The organism is Peribacillus sp. B-H-3 (assembly GCF_048572925.1).
Lineage (GTDB): Bacteria > Bacillota > Bacilli > Bacillales > DSM-1321 > Peribacillus.
Genome location: NZ_CP183879.1, coordinates 2,161,918 through 2,179,277 on the forward strand (window position 1 = coordinate 2,161,918; position 17,360 = coordinate 2,179,277).

The window sequence follows — 17,360 nt, forward strand, 5'->3', positions numbered from 1 at the left end:
ATTTCAGATCTGAATTCTACTTATTCGCGTACAACGATGCTTTCAATTTCGTTATTTATCCCTGAGAGGTCTTCAGAAAATAGGTCGCTCTACGCATTGGAAAATCAAAATGATGCCAAAAATCCAATTATTTATAATTGTAATATTTGTTATAATTATCTTGAAATTGATTATCATTATCGTTATAATTTATATATTGAGAATCATTATCAGTGTGGAGATTATGTTGGTAATCAAGGAGGATAATATGGAATTATTTGATGTAACGATAGTTGGTGGAGGACCTGCAGGCCTTTATAGTGCTTTTTATAGTGGTTTACGAAATATGAAAACTAAAATTATAGAAGTACAATCTGTTCTAGGCGGCAAGGTGAATACTTATCCTGAGAAGGTTTTATGGGATGTTGGAGGGCTGCCGCCAATAAAAGCGCAACTATTTGTACAAAATTTAATCAATCAAGCAAACGCTTTTTTACCAACAATATGTTTAAATACTAAAGTGGAACAAGTCAAGAAACAAGGCGGAATTTTTGTCATAATAACGGAGTCGGGGGAAGTCCATTATTCAAAAACAATCATTGTAGCTGTAGGTGGAGGCATTTTAAGCCCGATTAAGCTTGACATTAAAGGCGCAGAAACATATGAAATAACGAACTTGCATTATACGATATTAGGATTGGAATGTTTCCGAAATAAAAAAGTCCTTGTATCAGGTGGTGGAAATGGAGCGATTGACTGGGCGGTAGAACTATTATCCGTTGCAAAAGAAGTTGTTGTTATTTATCGCAAGGAACAATTAAATGCTCATGAATCACAGGTAGAAAAACTAAAAGAACATGGTGCGCAAATTATACTTAATGCGGAACTTCAGACCCTTGTATCCAATGAAAATAAAACAGATATTGAACAGGTTATCATATCTCAAAATGGAGAGAATAATCAAATACAGGTTGATGAAGTTCTAATTTGTCATGGCTATAATCGTGAAGTGTCATTAACGTTTTCTGATGATATTCAGCCATTGCGAAAAAGTGATTACTATTTAGTTGGTCAAGGACAATGTAAAACATCGGTTCCGGGAATTTTTGGTGCGGGCGACATTATTTCTTATGACGACAAAGTGGGTTTGTTAATTGGTACTTTTCAAGATGCAGTGCTTGCGGTCAATAACGCTAAAATGTATATCGATCCTCAAGCAGACCCCTACGCAATGGTATCTTCGCATAATGATAAATTTAAAGAGAAGAATAAAGCGCTTTTTAAAGAAGTGCATTTTAATGCTTAATCCAGGTAGCCTATTAATAAAATAGTAATTGACGGCTTATAAAAATCAGCTTATATTGATAATGATAATCGTTATCAATATAGTGTGATGGAAATTTACAATATACTGATACATATCAAATAATAATAGACAGGTAGGGTTACATATGTTTATCAAAAAATCATATTTACTAATGGTAGTGCTAGCAATTATGGCTGTTTTTGCATTAGCAGGCTGTTCTAGCCAATCTTCAAAAGGTGAGAAAGAAGAAAAAGAGTCAGCAACTTCAAAAGATTCTAATTCAAAATATCCGATTAGGATAAAAAATGCTTTTGGCGAGACTGTTATTAAAAGCAAACCGAAAAGAATTGTTACCATTCAATGGGCAAACCAAGACGTTGCTTTAGCACTAGGTGTAGTACCTGTAGGATTCTCAGCTGCCAACTATGGTGTTCAAGATGATAGTGGTTTATTACCATGGACAAAAGAAAAATTAAATGAACTTGGAACAAAGGATCCTAACATTTTTCACGATACTGATGGGTTGGATTTTGAAGCGATCGCAGATGCAAAACCAGATGTAATTCTAGCTGCTTATTCAGGTATTACAGCGGAAGATTATGAAACATTATCGCAAATTGCACCAGTTGTTGCATATCCAACTGCACCATGGACAACAACATGGCGTGACCAGATTAAATATAACTCAATGGGCATGGGTATGGAAAAGGAAGGTAACAAACTCATTGCTGATACAGAAAACTTAATTCAAGATAAGATAAAAAAATATCCTGAAATTAAAGGTAAAAAAGCTGCATTCGCTATGTTTAATGCTAAAGATTTATCTAAATTTTACATTTATACACCAGCAGATCCACGTGGTGGCTTCCTTAAAGAGTTAGGTATGGAGTATCCGGCAAGCATAAAAAAACAAATTAAAGATCCAAATAGTTTCTATATCGAGTTAAGTGCTGAAAATGCAGATGCTCTTAATGATGTGGAAATGTTTATTGCATATGGTGATGATAATACATTAAAAGCACTTCAAACTGATCCGATTCTTGGGAAAGTACCTGCAATTAAAAATGGTTCAGTTGTAATTATTGAAGACAACACTCCGCTTGCAGCCGCTGGTACTCCAAGCCCATTATCGATTCAATATACAATTGATAAATACTTATCTTTAATCTCAGATGTTGCGAAAAAGCTGAAGTAAAATGAACAAGTTAACTATGACAGAAAAAAAGAAGCTGTATATTCCACGTAATTTTACAAGAGTTATCATATCTCTGATTATTTTACTTGGCTTGTGTATATTGGCTTCACTTGCATTTGGTTCTCGGATGATTGGCTGGGCAGATTTGATGGATGGTTTATTCCATCCATCAAATCAGTCCCTTGAAGCCAATGTTGTTAGACAAAGAATTCTAAGAACTATTTTTAGTATGATGTGTGGTGCTGCATTAGGTGTGTCAGGTGCTCTAATGCAATCTGTCACCCAAAATCCTATTGCGGATCCAAGTATATTAGGGGTGAATACAGGAGCCTCTTTATTTGTAGTTTGCGGGATAGCCTTTTTTAACATTAGTTCGGCAAATCAATATATTTGGCTTGCAATTTTGGGAGCATTTATTATCGCGATATTTGTATTTGGAATTGGTTCGATGGGGAGTGGCGGTGCTACGCCCCTTAAACTTGTTTTAGCAGGTGCTGCAACCAGTGCTATATTATCCTCATTAGTAGTAGCAGTAATGCTTCCTCGTTCAAATGTCATGGATCAATTTAGGTTTTGGCAGGTAGGCAGTGTTGGAGCAGGAAACTGGGACTCTATTAAAACATTTGTCCCATTTTTGATTATAGGCATATTAATCGCGATTTTTACTGGGCCGGCATTAAATGCACTCGCATTGGGGGATGATGTTGCAACAGGTCTTGGTGTACGGCCAAATTTGCTTCGAGGAGTAGCCATTTGTGGAGGCGTTATTTTATGTGGCGTAACGACTGCTTTAGCGGGTCCGATTGGATTTATTGGACTTTTGGCAACTCATGCTATACGTTTACTGATTGGATCAGATCTGCGTTTTTTAATTCCTTTGTCAGGCTTAGCAGGAGCCATTATCTTAACAACTTCTGATGTAGTTGGCAGATTAGTTGGAAGCCCTGGAGAACTTGAAGTAGGAATTATTACTGCATTTATTGGTGCGCCAATCCTCATATTACTCGCTAAGAAGTCGAAGGTGAGGTCTTTATGAGAAATCAATCTGTTGAAAGGAATTTTATTATTAAAGGCAGGCGCCAAAGAAGGAGGCGCTGGCTTTTTGTTACCTCATTACTAATCATTTTAACTATCATACTTTGCTGTGCCATGCTCTACTTTGGAAACACCATTTATCCAGTGAATGTGGTCTTGCGCTCATTAATGGGAGAAGAAATAGTAGGCGCTAATTTTGCAGTGAATATGATACGCTTGCCTCGAATGATTACGGGATTGTTTGCAGGATTTTCCTTTGGAGCAGCAGGTTATATTTTTCAAACAATGTTCCGAAATCCTTTAGCTAATCCGAATATACTAGGTATAACATCCGGCTCCAGTGTGGCCGCTGTATTCTGTATAACAGTATTACACTCAAGCAATACGGTTGTATCCGTTGCCTCTGTCATAGGGGGGATAACTACTGTAATTATTATGTATTTTTTATCTCGCGGCCGCACATTTTCGGTTGGTCGTATCATTATTATCGGGATTGGTATGCAAGCGATGTTGGATGCGGCGATTTCGTATTTAATCCTTAAAAGTGGCCAACAAGACATTGCTGGAGCGCTTAGATGGTTAAGCGGTAGTTTAAACGGTTCAAAAATGAGTGAAGTATCCCCTTTGATCATAGTTGTCGTGATATTCACTCCGATCTTGTTAATACTTGGTAAACAGTTAAGCATGTTGGAGTTGGGTGAACAAACGGCAACATCACTTGGGGTTCATACAGATAAAATGCGGATGATATTAATCGTTAGTTCCGTAATTATGATTGCCGTTGCTACAGCTACCACAGGCCCGATTGCCTTTATATCTTTTTTAGCTGGCCCGATTGCCAATCGATTAGTCGGTGTTAGTGCACAAAATATTCTCCCGGCAGGTTTTGTGGGTGCTATTATTGTATTATTTGCAGATATAATTGGACAATTTGCCTTTGAATATAGATATCCAGTGGGAGTTATCTCGGGTATATTCGGAGCACCCTATTTGATATATTTACTAATCCGAATGAACCGAAAAGGAGAATTGTAATGAGCAGCACACATGATTTTCGGATTCATAATCTTTATTCTGGGTATGACCATAAAACGATTATTCATGGAATTGACCTTGAAATTCCAAAGAATAAAATTAGTGTCATTATTGGAGCAAATGGTTGCGGAAAATCTACCCTACTGAAAACAATGGCCAAACTTATCAAGCCTACAGAAGGTGATGTCACGCTAAATGGGAAAGCGATAAACCAATACCCTCCCAAGCAATTGGCGCGTATTATGGGGCTTTTGCCTCAGTCACCTGTTATACCTGAGGGGATTACGGTAGCGGATTTAGTGGGCAGGGGAAGGTTTCCTCATCAATCATTATTTAGTGGATGGTCGAAAAAGGATTATGAAGCTGTTGAAGAAGCAATGGAGTTTATGAACATTATAGAATATGCGAATCATGATATTGAGGAGCTTTCCGGAGGTCAAAGACAACGCGTTTGGATTGCTATGGCACTTGCTCAGCAAACAGATATTTTATTTCTAGATGAACCTACGACTTTCTTAGATATTACATATCAATTGGAAATATTAGATTTGCTGACCAGTTTAAATCGTAAACACGGTACAACCATTGTGATGGTATTGCATGATATTAATTTATCAGCGCGTTATGCAGATCATCTTATTGCCGTTAAGAGTGGAAAGCTTGTAGCAAAAGGAAAACCCTCTGAAGTCCTTACAAGCGACCTGGTAAAAAGGGTTTTTGATTTGGATTGTGTTGTAATTTCAGATCCAATTTCAGATACTCCATTAATAATACCAAAAGGGCGTTATCACATTATAGATTAATTGTTAAGTAGAAGTAAGAGAATGACAAAGTATTTGGTGTTTAGGTAAAGGGGAAGAGGAGTATGAAAAGACAAAGAAATTCTCGAAATAAACTACTTATTTTTACGACTCTACTTTTAATAGTTGCGTTAATCATTGGCGTTTATTATGCAATCAAACTAATTCATAGCGAACAGGCGCCAGCTAAAGAGAGCCCAATTATAACTAATCCTTCCGGTAAAAAAATAGTGGATTCGAAGAAGGATCAGATTTCAAGTCTTGAGAAATTAGTAGAAGAAACTTTTTCCTTATCTAAGGAAGGTAAGGTTCCGAATATTCCCTTTGTTTCCGGTAAAACAGAATGGAAGGAAGTAAACAAAGAGTGGGGAAAATCAGACCATATTTCGAAAACTGCTAAAGGCAGGTATGAGGAATACAAAAATCATCATTCTACAATCGGCTATGCCGATCAGACTGTAAATGATATACGGTCATATGATTCCGAACTACAAAATATCTCTTTAAATGAAATTAAGAAAACGGGTGGAGAACCCGATGCCATTCGATACTATAAAGATTCAACGCATGACCAAATAATCCTTGTCTATCATGAAAACACTTCTACTGATTTATTATGGGTTTTACCAGTAAAAACAGAACAGGAGCCAAATCCTAAAGTTGACCATATTTCACTCTATACACAGATTGAAAAGAAACCAAATCAACAAGCACAAGTTGAAAAAAAACCGAATCAACTAGAAAATCAAACCATTTCAGAAGTGATTTCTAAAATGAGCTTAGAAGATAAAATTGGGCAAATGATTCTTGCTGGGATTTCCGGGACTACAATGGATGCAAACGCAAAAAAATTAATAAGCCAATTCCACGTCGGAGGAATTATTTCTTACGAAAATAATTTTGAAACCCCTGCACAAGCCGTTCAACTTGTGAATCAACTGAAAGCTGGAAATAGTTCGAGTCTACCGCTTTTATTAGGCGTTGACCAAGAGGGGGGACGTGTGACAAGATTGCCGGGTGGACTTGTTAACTTTCCTCCAAATAAACAGATTGGACAGGTAAATAATCCCGAGTTTTCTTATAAAGTGGGAACACTTTTAGGGCATGAATTAAAAGAATTTGGTTTAAATCTCGATTTTGCACCTGTTCTTGATATTAACAGCAATCCAAATAACCCAGTAATCGGGGATCGATCATTTGGGAACAATCCGGAAATCGTAAGTAAACTTGGGATTCAAACGATGAAAGGGATTCAGTCGCAAAACGTCATCCCTACAATTAAGCATTTTCCTGGACATGGAGATACATCGGTTGATTCCCACCTGGAACTCCCAATTGTAAATAAAAGCCTTAAGGAACTTAAAGAACTAGAGTTAATTCCGTTTGAACGTGCGATTGATCAAGGAGCAGATGTTGTGATGGTCGCCCATATCTTATTGCCTGAATTGGATAAAAACAATCCAGCGTCCATGTCAAAAGTTGTCATGACGAATCTTCTTAGAAAACAACTTAGTTTCACGGGAGTCATCATAACGGATGATATGACAATGGGGGCCATTACGGAACATTTTGATATTGGCAAAGCAGCGGTAGAATCTGTAAAGGCAGGAAGCGATATTATTTTAGTAGGACATGAATATAATAATGTTGTAAAGATTACCTCCTCTTTAAAAACTGCTGTTGAAAATGGGGAAATTTCCGAACAAAGATTAAATGAAAGTATAGAAAGAATTATTCAACTAAAAAGGAAATATAGCATTAACGATGCGAAAGTAGAAAATCCTAACATAAATGAAATAAATAACTCTATCAATAGTCTTCTGAATTATTATTTACAGTAATTATTAAATAGATTCGTGATTTAAAAGATTACTTATTCCGTATTGGAGTGTACTGGAGAAAGAGATGTTGAAAGAATACTATAGAAGCCTTGAGGCAAAATAAAAGATAAATGTGCTCTAGTTGAATAAGCTAACATTCGAAGAATAGGCTCGATTCCACTAAAATAGGAACCGAGCCTATATATAATTAAACCCACCAGCACCTTTTGTTGCCACATACACTCTGCACATGTTGAGTGCTGTGCGTTGCTGGAATTGAGTAAATAATTAGCAGAGGTTTCCGATAATCTATAATGGATTCTCGGACTGCCATCTGCTTTAGTCATATTGATTGATTCTTTTTTCTAGTAAAGGTAAGGTAAGTTAAGAAATACAGCATAGGAGGAATTAAGATGAAAAATTTTAAATTAAATAATGATGTTGAAATTCCAATTGTTGGTAGTGGCGCAAATACTTACGGTAAAGAGGGAAACCAATACTCAGGTGCCTTAAGAGGAGACACTCAAGAGATCGACTGGGCAATTGAAAATGGCTACCGTCATTTTGACATTGCTCAAGTTTATAACAATGAAGAAGTTCTCGGAAAAGGGTTACAAAAATCCTCTCTACCACGTGAAGATTTCTTTATCACTACAAAGTTAAATACATATGGAGGTTTCGGTGGTGCAGACTGGGTGCATGCTGAAATTGAAAAAAGTTTAGAGAAATTACAAACTGACTATATTGATTTATTCCTAATCCATTTCCCATGGGATAATAATGATGAAATTTTGGAGACTTGGAATATTTTAGAAGACTACTATAACCGCGGTGTGTTTAGAACAATAGGTGTTTCGAACTTTGAAAAAGAACATCTTGATTTAATTCTTGTAAATGGCAAAATTAAACCTGCTGTTAACCAGATTGAATCTCACATTGGAAAATGGAATGAAGAATTAATTGCTTATAATAAAGGTAATGATATCGCAACTGTAGCATGGTCTCCATTAGGCGGAATCGATGAAAATGCTAAGAAGGTTCTAGAAGAAATTGGTAACCAGTACGGAAAGACATACGCACAAGTTGTATTACGTTACCAAATTGAGCGTGATGTTATCGTCATTCCTAAGTCTCATAATAAAGATCGCCAAGCACAAAGTTTAGATATTTTTGACTTTGATCTAACAGCAAATGATCGTAAACGTATTGCCTCCCTTTAATTAAAGACAGATTTTAGCATTTCATTTTCGGGGTTTTGGAAGAATCCTCTAAAATGAAATGTTTTTTTATTTATTGAGTTAGCAACTTGGTTTTAGTCGGTAGTGTGTGCCCATTGAAAATAACAGGTTTAAAGAGGCCATTTCTTTGACATCTGATGCGTATAATAATAAGTAATGAAGATTTAAAACTATTGAGTAGGTTTAAAAAAGAAGCAAAATATAATGTTTTTAAACTGTCTAAAATCGGTGTTGGTTCATGTAGGAGTCGATATGTTCCCGCCTACCGATAGTGCCAAAAATGACATGGATATGTTTCCGAGAACGGACAGTTTTAAAGACATTCATTCTATCCTCTCAAGCCACGTGGATTGTGTCTCGAAGTTAGGACTGAAAAAATAATAGCAAAATTCACACAAAAGGAGTTCATTGGTGAACTCTTTTTGTGTTTGGTAATAGAATCAAATGATTAGTCACCTGAATTTTTGTTTAACAATCGAGTCCCCGATTGTGGAGTAACTTACTCAGATATTACGTTGTAGACTGAAACTGATCAAAAAATAATTATATGAGTGAGAAAGCCATTGGACTTCATCATAAACATTTGGAAAAAAATGAAATTGATAAGCTACCAAAAGGACCTGTTACAGAAGACAATCCCTTAACTATATCAAACATTATAACTAAAAAAGCCAATTCAATGAGGAGGGGAAGTTGTACCCAAATGTGTTTTTCTACGAAATTTAAGACTATTTATGGAAGAAGTGAAAGCAAAAACAAAAGAAAAAAACATGGAAGATCAAAATATTGAAACCCCATAGGCTAGGGACGCGACTTCATTCTTCTAGGGCAATTGAAAATATCGTAGCAGATCTTTTGACTGTAAAGAAAAAGGTACAACTGGAAAAAACCACCATTTGTACCTTTTTGCGCGGAAAACTTTCGATTGTCCTCTACTAAGAACTGTCACCGTGTTCCCACTCTGTTACTAAATGTCTTGAATGACTTTTTCTAGAAATTCACCCATTCGCTTAACGGTCGGCTCTGTAAAATCAAAATGGACCCCAGTTTCTTTATAAATAGCTGCGATGGATTGATTGTAGTCTGCACCTGCACCTTTTTTAAAGGATTCGACTGCTTGCTCTGGGTTGTTCCGATAATTTTCAAGTATTTGTAGAGCACCAAGCATCGAAATGGAGTATTCAATATTATAGAAAGGTACTTGGAAATAATGAAGGGTGCCTGCCCAGATCATCCCAATTTCATCCTCGAGCCCAGAAGTATCGACAGGATTTAAGCCATAGCGTTTTGAGATTTCAAAGAATTTTTCATCACGCTCTTTGGCAGTGTGTTGAGGATTCGTATACATCCAATGCTGGAAGAGGTCCTGTGACAATGGGCCAAATAACATTGTAAATGCCCGCCTCAACTCTTCACGCTGTGCGCTCTTAAAATCTTCTTCTTCTGGATAAAAACGATCTAGCTTGTCCAATAAGAGCAATTCCATCCCATGAGAATACAGTTCACCAACTTCCATTCGACGTTGGTAGCTTTCAATAGGACCGTGCTCGGAAAACTCGAGGTACTCATTCACCGCATGGCCCATTTCATGAATTAATGCGATAAGAGAGAAAAAGGATGGACTAAAGTTCGCAAAAACAAAGGTATCCCTTGAAACTGGTAAGGAGGTACAGAAACCACCTGGGCTTTTTCCTTTCCGATCTCCAAGATCTAGTAACCCATGCTCTCTCATGTAATCGAAACGGTCTGCAAAATATGGGTCAGTCTTTCCTAACATCTCAGAAACGCCATCCATAAGAGTAGACACCTCGGAATATGGTGAGTTTTTCATCAATTTGGCGGTGTTATCCCATGGGCGATAGGTATCGACACCAAGCTTGGTCTTAAAGACATCTGCGAGTCGATTCCAAGCTGGAATAATATGTTTCTCTACATTTTCATGAAAGTCATAACAATCTTGGATACTATACTCACGATTTTTGGCCACGAATATATAATCACGATAATTTTCAAAGCCTGCATTTAAAGCAATTTGATGGCGTAGTTGAATGAGCTCGTCCATGATCGCGTCCATATCGGGCTTAATTTGACGATGGGCTGACATCATTGCGTAATATGCTTTTTCTCGCACGGCTCTGTCTAAATGATCGAGTTGGGATTGGATAAACGGAAAAGGCTTTTCCTCCCCCTCCCATTCAACTGTTAGCCCCCCCATAATCTCACTATACTTAGTACAGAGCTCTTGCTCTTTTACAAATAATGGAATGTTTTCTTCTCTGAACAGTTTAACTTTGGACTCACGAACGCGTCGTATTAAGCCGTAACGGTTTCCATCTAATTGATGTATATAAGGAGAATCACAACATTTCTCATTCAGTTTTGCTTCATATTTCATTAATAGTGGTTGGATGATTTGCTGATCGTGAAGATAAGTTGACTTGATGTCAGCATCCTCTGTGTTTCGGTAGAAGTCGACTTCGTGACCTGTCATTACCTCCGAGATGTTATTCATTAAATCCTTTTCATCTTTCAACCACTTTTTTAGGTCAGATACGGATTCAATAGGAGCATCAAGTAAACTTCGAATTTGAGCTTCGAACCCTTCTACATCTTGAAAATCAATTAATTCTTTATAATAATTATGACTTACATCTTGTGTCATGGATAACTCTCCTTCCCATTTGAATTATTATAATTATCTCAATAATAATAATAATAATAATATAGTTTTCTAGTTATTAAATCTAGCTTTTTCAAAAGGATCAACAAAGGATCCTTTAATGGAAGATGATAGAATCTGCTTTTTTAACGGGATAAAGCTAAGTACCATATTGTATTTATTCCAAAGTATAGAAGGAAGATTGTATATGGGAAATTAAGAGGAGATATAGGTGCCATATTAAGAAGGTAGGTTATGTGATATAAAGGATGTAGAAATTATCGAAGCATATACAATGCCAGACTATATACACAGTGAGTTAAAATACACCCAAAAATGTCCGTATCGTATTTTATGGGATATTTAAAAGGTAAAAGCTCTTTAATGATTCACGATAGACATGAAAACTTAAAATATAATCATGGCAATCGTACAATTTAGGCAAAAGGCTATTATGTAAGTACGGTTGGCTTAAACGAAAAGACAATAGCAAAATATATTCGAGAGCAAGAAGTAGAGGATTGTTTGTGAGACAATATGAGCAAACGAGAATATGTTGATCCATTCAAAGATAGTAAACGGTTGACGGTCAATTTAGAGGTCCCTTTAGGGGCTTTGTTGGTAAAGTTCCCTTCTAGGGCGAAATTAAAACCGCCGGTTCTACCGGCGGATACTTACTTTAAGTTAATACGTATATAAGCCACTTTGAAAAACTCCAATGTTTAATAGAACCCTAATGCTGAATATTTTTTGAAGTGGTAGATTTAACTATTATAATAGTAATAGAACTATATACCTATATTAGAGAAAAAGGCAAATTCATTGAAAAAAGTCATTTAGAAGTGGGAACGCATGTTATTTCTTTGCCGGATAAATGAAATTATAAGTGCATTAGTTCAGAGAATAGTCCAGAATGTTTCCATGTGTTAAAATAAAATGCAAAAGAAAAGAGCCAAGTGAAAGGCTCTTTTTCACTTTAAACATTATGTATAAGCGTATAACCACCTGTAAGTCCCAAAATGATATAGCAGCTGAATTTATTATGTACGAACAAAAAGCCCATGTCAGAGTGTGTTTTCCCTTTAAATGGATTCTCCTATCTATCCCTTTATAGCAGCATTTATTTTGTTATTATTCAGTTTCAGGACCAATACACGTGAACTGGCGAATCTTAAATAAAAATGAAACTCTGCACATTGTTGAATTTTAATATAGGGAGTATTCAGATGGAGTTTTTAAAATATCAAGTCAAATCATTAAATATAGGAAAAGTCGAAACACTAACATATGGCAACAGAACATTTGAATCGGCCATCAGAAAGAAATCTGTCCAAGAACCCATTTTTTTAAGTAAAACAGGGTTAAGCAGTGATGAACAAGCCTATAAAGATCATGGCGGAGAGGATAAAGCCTTATGTTTATATCCTTATGATCACTATTCCTATTGGAGTGAGGTTTTTCATTTTAGTGATACAGCCTTATTTGGCGAAAATTTAACTGTAGAAGGATTAAAAGAGGTTAATGCTCATATAGGAGATATTTTTGCTTTTGGTGAAGCCGTTATTCAGGTTTCCGAACCAAGAAATCCCTGTTATAAACTCGCAGCAAAGTATCAGGTTTCGGATATGGTTATCCGAATGAGAGATACTGGCTATACCGGATTTCTTTTAAGAGTATTGAAAGAAGGGCTGGTCACACCAAACGATGATTTGGTACTCCTTGAACCACATCCAGGACAAGTTTCAGTATCCCTGGTTAATAACGTAAAATTTTTTGACAGGTTTAATAAAGAGAAACTTGAAAAAGTATTATCGGTTGATGCTTTATCTGAAAGTCTGCGTGCCACTTTATTGAAACAATTCAAATCCGAAACTACTTGATAAAAGCTTCGAACTAAATACTTCATTAAGGGCCGCCTTTTTTTGCACTATCAGATTATCACAACATCCAAGCCGGCTTATAGAATGGTGAAACAGAACCGCAATCCCTTTCCTATCTGTGAGCAGTTTCGTTTTGCATCATTATAGTTGCTTCCATAATGAACAGCTGATTTTAATATAAGATTTGAAAGTAGATTGATAAAAAATATAAGTTTCACCTGCACAAAAAAGAGTGGGATGGCGCTAAGGGTATGACGCGTTAACTTAGTTGAATATTGCTGAAATTAAATTGTGTAACATGATATAATATAAAGAAATTGGATAAGGAGGGAAATAAATGATTAATAAAGTCGGTAAAATAATGCTGTATGTAGATAACCAAGATGAAGCCGTGGATTTTTGGACGAAAAAAATAGGATTTATTGTAATTTCCGATGAAAATAATGGTCAGGGAATGAGATGGATTGAAATTGCTCCAAGAGATGCGGGAACAAGTATCGTTCTGCACAATAAGGAATTAATTGCTAAAATGTCGCCTGAATTAAATCTTGGTACACCATCTTTGATGTTTTTTGCGGAAAACCTCGAGCAATTACATAGTGACTTTTCAAATAAAAATATCATAGTTGGAGAAATTGTGAATATGCCTTCTGGCAGAGTATTTAACTTTGCAGATAGTGAAGAAAATTACTTTGCAGTAATGGAAAAAAGGTGAGTTGCCAATAAGTGAAAAGAGGCATCAAACCGTAATTACTTATTTTAAACGGCAATAATACAGTTTAAACACCATCCGTTATTAGATGGTGTTTATTAATGTTTTCTTTTCGTAAACTAATGAACTAAAAGCGTGCGAATGTTTAAAATTCAGATGCCCTGGGATATTATTTCCTTTAAGTAAACCTTCACAAAAACCTTTGTGTTAAGATGGGGGAAAGAATGTTACAGGAGGAGATTTTTCCAAGGATAAGAAAGGTTGAAGAGTTATAAGGTTACGGCTGTTAGCGGATGAAAGAATTATTCACAAAGAATTTTAAGCGTGGTAATCATAAGTATAGTAGCTGGTAAACTAGAAGAGAAACTGCGATACTAAAAAAGAACTCCAAACATTTACTGCGGTATTCTAGCTACAGATCGTTCAGCTTTACTAAAATTGAAAACTAAGAAAGAATCTGATTCGGAAATATGGCCTTACGCCTTCTTCATTAGATAATTGGGTGAGTCAAAGTGTGAAATACGGTTCAATCAAAGAAAATGACAAACTCTTTTTCAAAACTAAAGGCTGTTTTCTAAAGGATTGTTGCTTTTATAACTAACTTTGGTAATAATAATCTGCTTAATTAGTAATATAAAAAGTGTTGTTTGAAACTTTAATAATAGTGTTAGCGTCAAATGAATATGGTGGTGGAATTTTATGAAGCAAATAGTTTTAGCATTTTTTCTATTATTAATTTTGGTAATGAGTGGTTGTAACAACTTCTCGGAACCGAAAATTTCAGAAGAAGAAGCAAAATCAATTGCGTTAAAAGACCACACTAAACACATTGGTAAGGTTGAAATAATATCAGTTAGTCACAAGGGTAATGAGTATATTGTTAAATGGGAAAATAATGATAACTGCGAGAATGGAATTGACTATGTTAATGACCAAAATGGCGAAATAACCAAAGGTGAAATAACTATATGTTAGATTGATTTTATCACTTGAAATCGACCTTTTTTAGAAGTTGTTTTTTATGCACATCTAATCATTTCAACCGTTGTATGATTGGATTTTTGACACGCTGAAATAAGCATTTGCTCCACTCGATTTTCAAATGCCAATATCTTGCCAAGTTCAAGCCAACGGAACCAGTAGAGGTAAATATCCAAATATTTGTTGCCACCCCTTTAATAAACTCCATCCAACACTTCAAGCGATTATGGAAGTTATTGATGTGCTGAATGTGATCAATCCCTTTCTTTACACGCTGTTTCTGTCGCTCATTGACCGATTCGTATTGTACTTCCTTCATCTTGGCAAATTTTCTGTAATTCGTTGCTGTATCCGTACATAATAAAGCAGACGGGTGGAATATACGTACCTATCACAGTATCAATTTCCTCGGCTTTAACACGACCTGTTCCTGCTTTCCGGGCGATCACACTACCGTTTCTATCGTGCCGCTACAACGGCAGTTATTACTGTCTTAGGGACATTGTTAACCAAACACCTGATCCAATCATCTAAGCAATCCGCTGAGATGGAAAAGTACAGAAAGTATTTAAATGATTACATTCCACTTCATAATAAAATGACCAAATACCTAAGTGAAGCGGACCAGTCAATTTTAATAAGCAGCTGGTAAAATCTTGATAATGGTTTTTTAGATGGTGAAATTAAAAGATGATATTAACAACGTGAAAGAAGAATGAACTAAAAAAGATGCTACATATCCTAAAACCCAAGAACTAAAGAAAACTTTGTTAAATAATTAAGATATTTATGAAGGTGAATTGGCATTAATAGATACTAGCAGTCATGACACTGATGATAATGATTTTACTGAGGATAAAGAACTTAAATCAATGATAGAGAGCAATGCTGAACAAAGAGAACATCGATAAAATCTTGAAGTTCTATAAATAAATCTTTGTTTTAGTTTACATTGACCATCTCAGGAAGTGCAAAGAACCGACCTTATCAGTAAGATCGGTTTTTCTATATTAGTTAAACAAGGTCTGTATCAGGAGGATTGTAACCTAAATGACGAGCCATCGATACTATTTGTCCCTTATGATGAAATTCATGTGTTTCAGTATGAGTTAGAAGCCAAAGAGGAGTCGTACTCCATGGTTCTTTCTGCCACTTCACCTGGCTGGCTATTTTATCGAAATAGCGGGAATTAAATTCCTCTAAAAACTGTTGTACTACTTCATCTACTAACTCAAATCTCTCTCTAACTTTCTTTACATTGTAATGTTCGATTTCATTATCAGCAGTGAACTTAAAATCAGACTGTTTAAGAGCAAATCTCCCAAACCAGCTTAAGTAGCAGTCGGCCACATGAATGTGGGTTCTAATAATAGACGAGTGCCCGAAGTCCGGTACTGATTCATGCAGCTTATGCAACGGAATATCTTCTAAAACATAAATAATACTTGTCTTGTTGAACTGATAAAAGTGTATTGTTCCTTTAGAACATTTAACATTCAGATGCATCCTCTCTGTAACAATGAAACTAATTATTGTATTGTCTTTCTTTCTATGAAATATTTCTTTTCTTAATTAACTATTCATCACTTTAGCTTTATCGGAGACTATAATGGAGCAGTGAGGGATTATATATTTTACAAGATGGAATTAGCTTATTGATAACTGCTTTAATTTAGGCTGTTTTCGTAAACTTTGTTGCTATGAAACAAGGTGGTTGATTTCCGCTCCAGGATGCTCGCTTTCCGCGGGGCAGGCGGTGAGCCTCCTCGGCTGCGCCTGCGGGGTCTCACCTGTTCTGTTTATCCCGCAGGAGTCTCGCACCTTACGCTCCAATCAACCTGACTTGACAATCGGAACGCCTCACATAACAAATTAAAAAAACAACAATCTTTAAGAAAAGAGCCTTAATTTAAAGAGTAATTTTCAACTACTGTTATATCAAACCTGCCATCATGTTTGATTCCCTCAATTTCAACTAAAATGGTACCGCGAAAATCCTTAGTGAAATTCTCGAAAACATATTGTCTCTCCGTTATTTTCAACTTTTTATTATAGTGCATTAAAAAAAGTTGTGTTATGCCTTTGACATTCATGTTGTATAGAGCAATTTGTTTCCTTTCTCCAGGTTTTATTGTCTTAATTGAGGGGATTTTTCCCTTGTCCCCGTCAAAGGTAACGGAAATGTTCTCCAAGGTATGATTAGTATTGTTGTCTATATATATCAAAGGAAGCGTTTGGATACCGATAAACATAATTCCACCTACTTGTGATTTTTTATAGAGAATATCCAGATGACCATTAACGAAGTAACCGCCTATGGGAGTATCTTTCAGAAGTTGCTCTTTATCTACTAGTATGCAGCGAGAAATTTATTCACCTATATTGCACGGTTAAGGCAATTGCTTAAACAAATAAAAAGTGCATTTGATGATTTGATTCTCTAAAATATTATCTAAGGAGGATGGATGCTTTTGGAAAACTTAATCAAACAGCTTAAAAGTGAAAATAATAAAGACAAATTATCTAACATTTTGGAGGTTATTGAAAAAAAAGGCTTAGAAGACTGTACACATATTTTACCATTTCTCTCTGATAGACGATATCAAGTTAGACACAGCGCAATTAACACTTTAAGAAAGTGCAATGGATTAAAAACAGAAGAGGCGCTTATTGTAAGGTCATACCCATTTAATTAAATCGTTATTTCAATTATATGGTAA

13 protein-coding genes and 3 pseudogenes are annotated in these 17,360 nt (G+C 35.8%); 12 read left to right on the forward strand and 4 right to left on the reverse strand.

Annotated features, from left to right (window positions below; translation table 11 throughout):
- The first annotated feature begins 247 nt into the window (after positions 1-247).
- The 7 genes from ACN6MY_RS10655 to ACN6MY_RS10685 all read left to right on the forward strand — a co-directional run bounded on the left by ACN6MY_RS10655 (position 248) and on the right by ACN6MY_RS10685 (position 8,390).
- Complete coding sequence (locus ACN6MY_RS10655; protein ID WP_419883898.1) at positions 248-1,285, forward strand: NAD(P)/FAD-dependent oxidoreductase; 1,038 nt, start codon at positions 248-250, stop codon at positions 1,283-1,285.
- A gap of 145 nt (positions 1,286-1,430) precedes the next feature.
- The gene (locus tag ACN6MY_RS10660; protein WP_419883899.1) at positions 1,431-2,480 is read left to right on the forward strand and encodes an iron-siderophore ABC transporter substrate-binding protein; all 1,050 of its coding nucleotides are present in this window, start codon (positions 1,431-1,433) and stop codon (positions 2,478-2,480) included.
- Position 2,481: 1 nt separating this feature from the next.
- A complete protein-coding gene (locus ACN6MY_RS10665; protein WP_419883900.1) occupies positions 2,482-3,516 on the forward strand; it encodes a FecCD family ABC transporter permease in 1,035 nt (344 codons plus the stop codon).
- Complete coding sequence (locus ACN6MY_RS10670) at positions 3,513-4,550, forward strand: FecCD family ABC transporter permease (RefSeq protein ID WP_419883901.1); 1,038 nt, start codon at positions 3,513-3,515, stop codon at positions 4,548-4,550. Before ACN6MY_RS10665 ends, ACN6MY_RS10670 begins: the two co-directional genes overlap by 4 nt.
- A complete protein-coding gene (locus ACN6MY_RS10675) occupies positions 4,550-5,353 on the forward strand; it encodes an ABC transporter ATP-binding protein (protein WP_419883902.1) in 804 nt (267 codons plus the stop codon). Before ACN6MY_RS10670 ends, ACN6MY_RS10675 begins: the two co-directional genes overlap by 1 nt.
- A 62-nt stretch (positions 5,354-5,415) precedes the next feature.
- Complete coding sequence (gene nagZ, locus ACN6MY_RS10680) at positions 5,416-7,191, forward strand: beta-N-acetylhexosaminidase (protein WP_419883903.1); 1,776 nt, start codon at positions 5,416-5,418, stop codon at positions 7,189-7,191.
- A 392-nt stretch (positions 7,192-7,583) separates the two neighbouring features.
- The gene (locus ACN6MY_RS10685; RefSeq protein WP_419883904.1) at positions 7,584-8,390 is read left to right on the forward strand and encodes an aldo/keto reductase family protein; all 807 of its coding nucleotides are present in this window, start codon (positions 7,584-7,586) and stop codon (positions 8,388-8,390) included.
- 985 nt (positions 8,391-9,375) lie between these two features.
- On the opposite strand, the gene ACN6MY_RS10690 is transcribed toward ACN6MY_RS10685, so the two are convergent.
- Positions 9,376-11,070, reverse strand: coding sequence for a M3 family oligoendopeptidase (locus ACN6MY_RS10690; RefSeq protein WP_419883905.1), 1,695 nt, complete (start codon positions 11,068-11,070; stop codon positions 9,376-9,378).
- 198 nt (positions 11,071-11,268) lie between these two features.
- On the opposite strand from ACN6MY_RS10690, the pseudogene ACN6MY_RS10695 reads away from it, so the two are divergent.
- The 4 genes and pseudogenes from ACN6MY_RS10695 (at position 11,269) to ACN6MY_RS10710 (ending at position 14,634) form a co-directional block, all read left to right on the forward strand.
- Positions 11,269-11,508: pseudogene (locus ACN6MY_RS10695) on the forward strand (transposase).
- 785 nt (positions 11,509-12,293) lie between these two features.
- Positions 12,294-12,947, forward strand: coding sequence for an MOSC domain-containing protein (locus ACN6MY_RS10700; RefSeq protein ID WP_419883906.1), 654 nt, complete (start codon positions 12,294-12,296; stop codon positions 12,945-12,947).
- A gap of 337 nt (positions 12,948-13,284) precedes the next feature.
- Entirely contained in the window at positions 13,285-13,662 is a 378-nt protein-coding gene (locus tag ACN6MY_RS10705) for a VOC family protein (protein WP_419883907.1), read from the forward strand.
- A gap of 696 nt (positions 13,663-14,358) precedes the next feature.
- Positions 14,359-14,634, forward strand: coding sequence for a hypothetical protein (locus ACN6MY_RS10710; RefSeq protein WP_419883908.1), 276 nt, complete (start codon positions 14,359-14,361; stop codon positions 14,632-14,634).
- Positions 14,635-14,678: 44 nt separating this feature from the next.
- On the opposite strand, the pseudogene ACN6MY_RS10715 reads toward ACN6MY_RS10710, so the two are convergent.
- The 3 genes and pseudogenes from ACN6MY_RS10715 to ACN6MY_RS10725 form a co-directional block, all read right to left on the reverse strand.
- Positions 14,679-15,104, reverse strand: a pseudogene (locus tag ACN6MY_RS10715) (IS1595 family transposase); the annotation flags it as partial.
- Positions 15,105-15,654: 550 nt separating this feature from the next.
- Positions 15,655-16,136: pseudogene (locus ACN6MY_RS10720) on the reverse strand (DinB family protein).
- 408 nt (positions 16,137-16,544) lie between these two features.
- Positions 16,545-16,892, reverse strand: coding sequence for a hypothetical protein (locus tag ACN6MY_RS10725; RefSeq protein WP_419883909.1), 348 nt, complete (start codon positions 16,890-16,892; stop codon positions 16,545-16,547).
- A 219-nt stretch (positions 16,893-17,111) separates the two neighbouring features.
- On the opposite strand from ACN6MY_RS10725, the gene ACN6MY_RS10730 reads away from it, so the two are divergent.
- On the forward strand, positions 17,112-17,336 hold the full coding sequence (locus ACN6MY_RS10730; protein ID WP_419883910.1) for a hypothetical protein: 225 nt from the start codon (positions 17,112-17,114) through the stop codon (positions 17,334-17,336).
- Positions 17,337-17,360 lie beyond the last annotated feature (24 nt).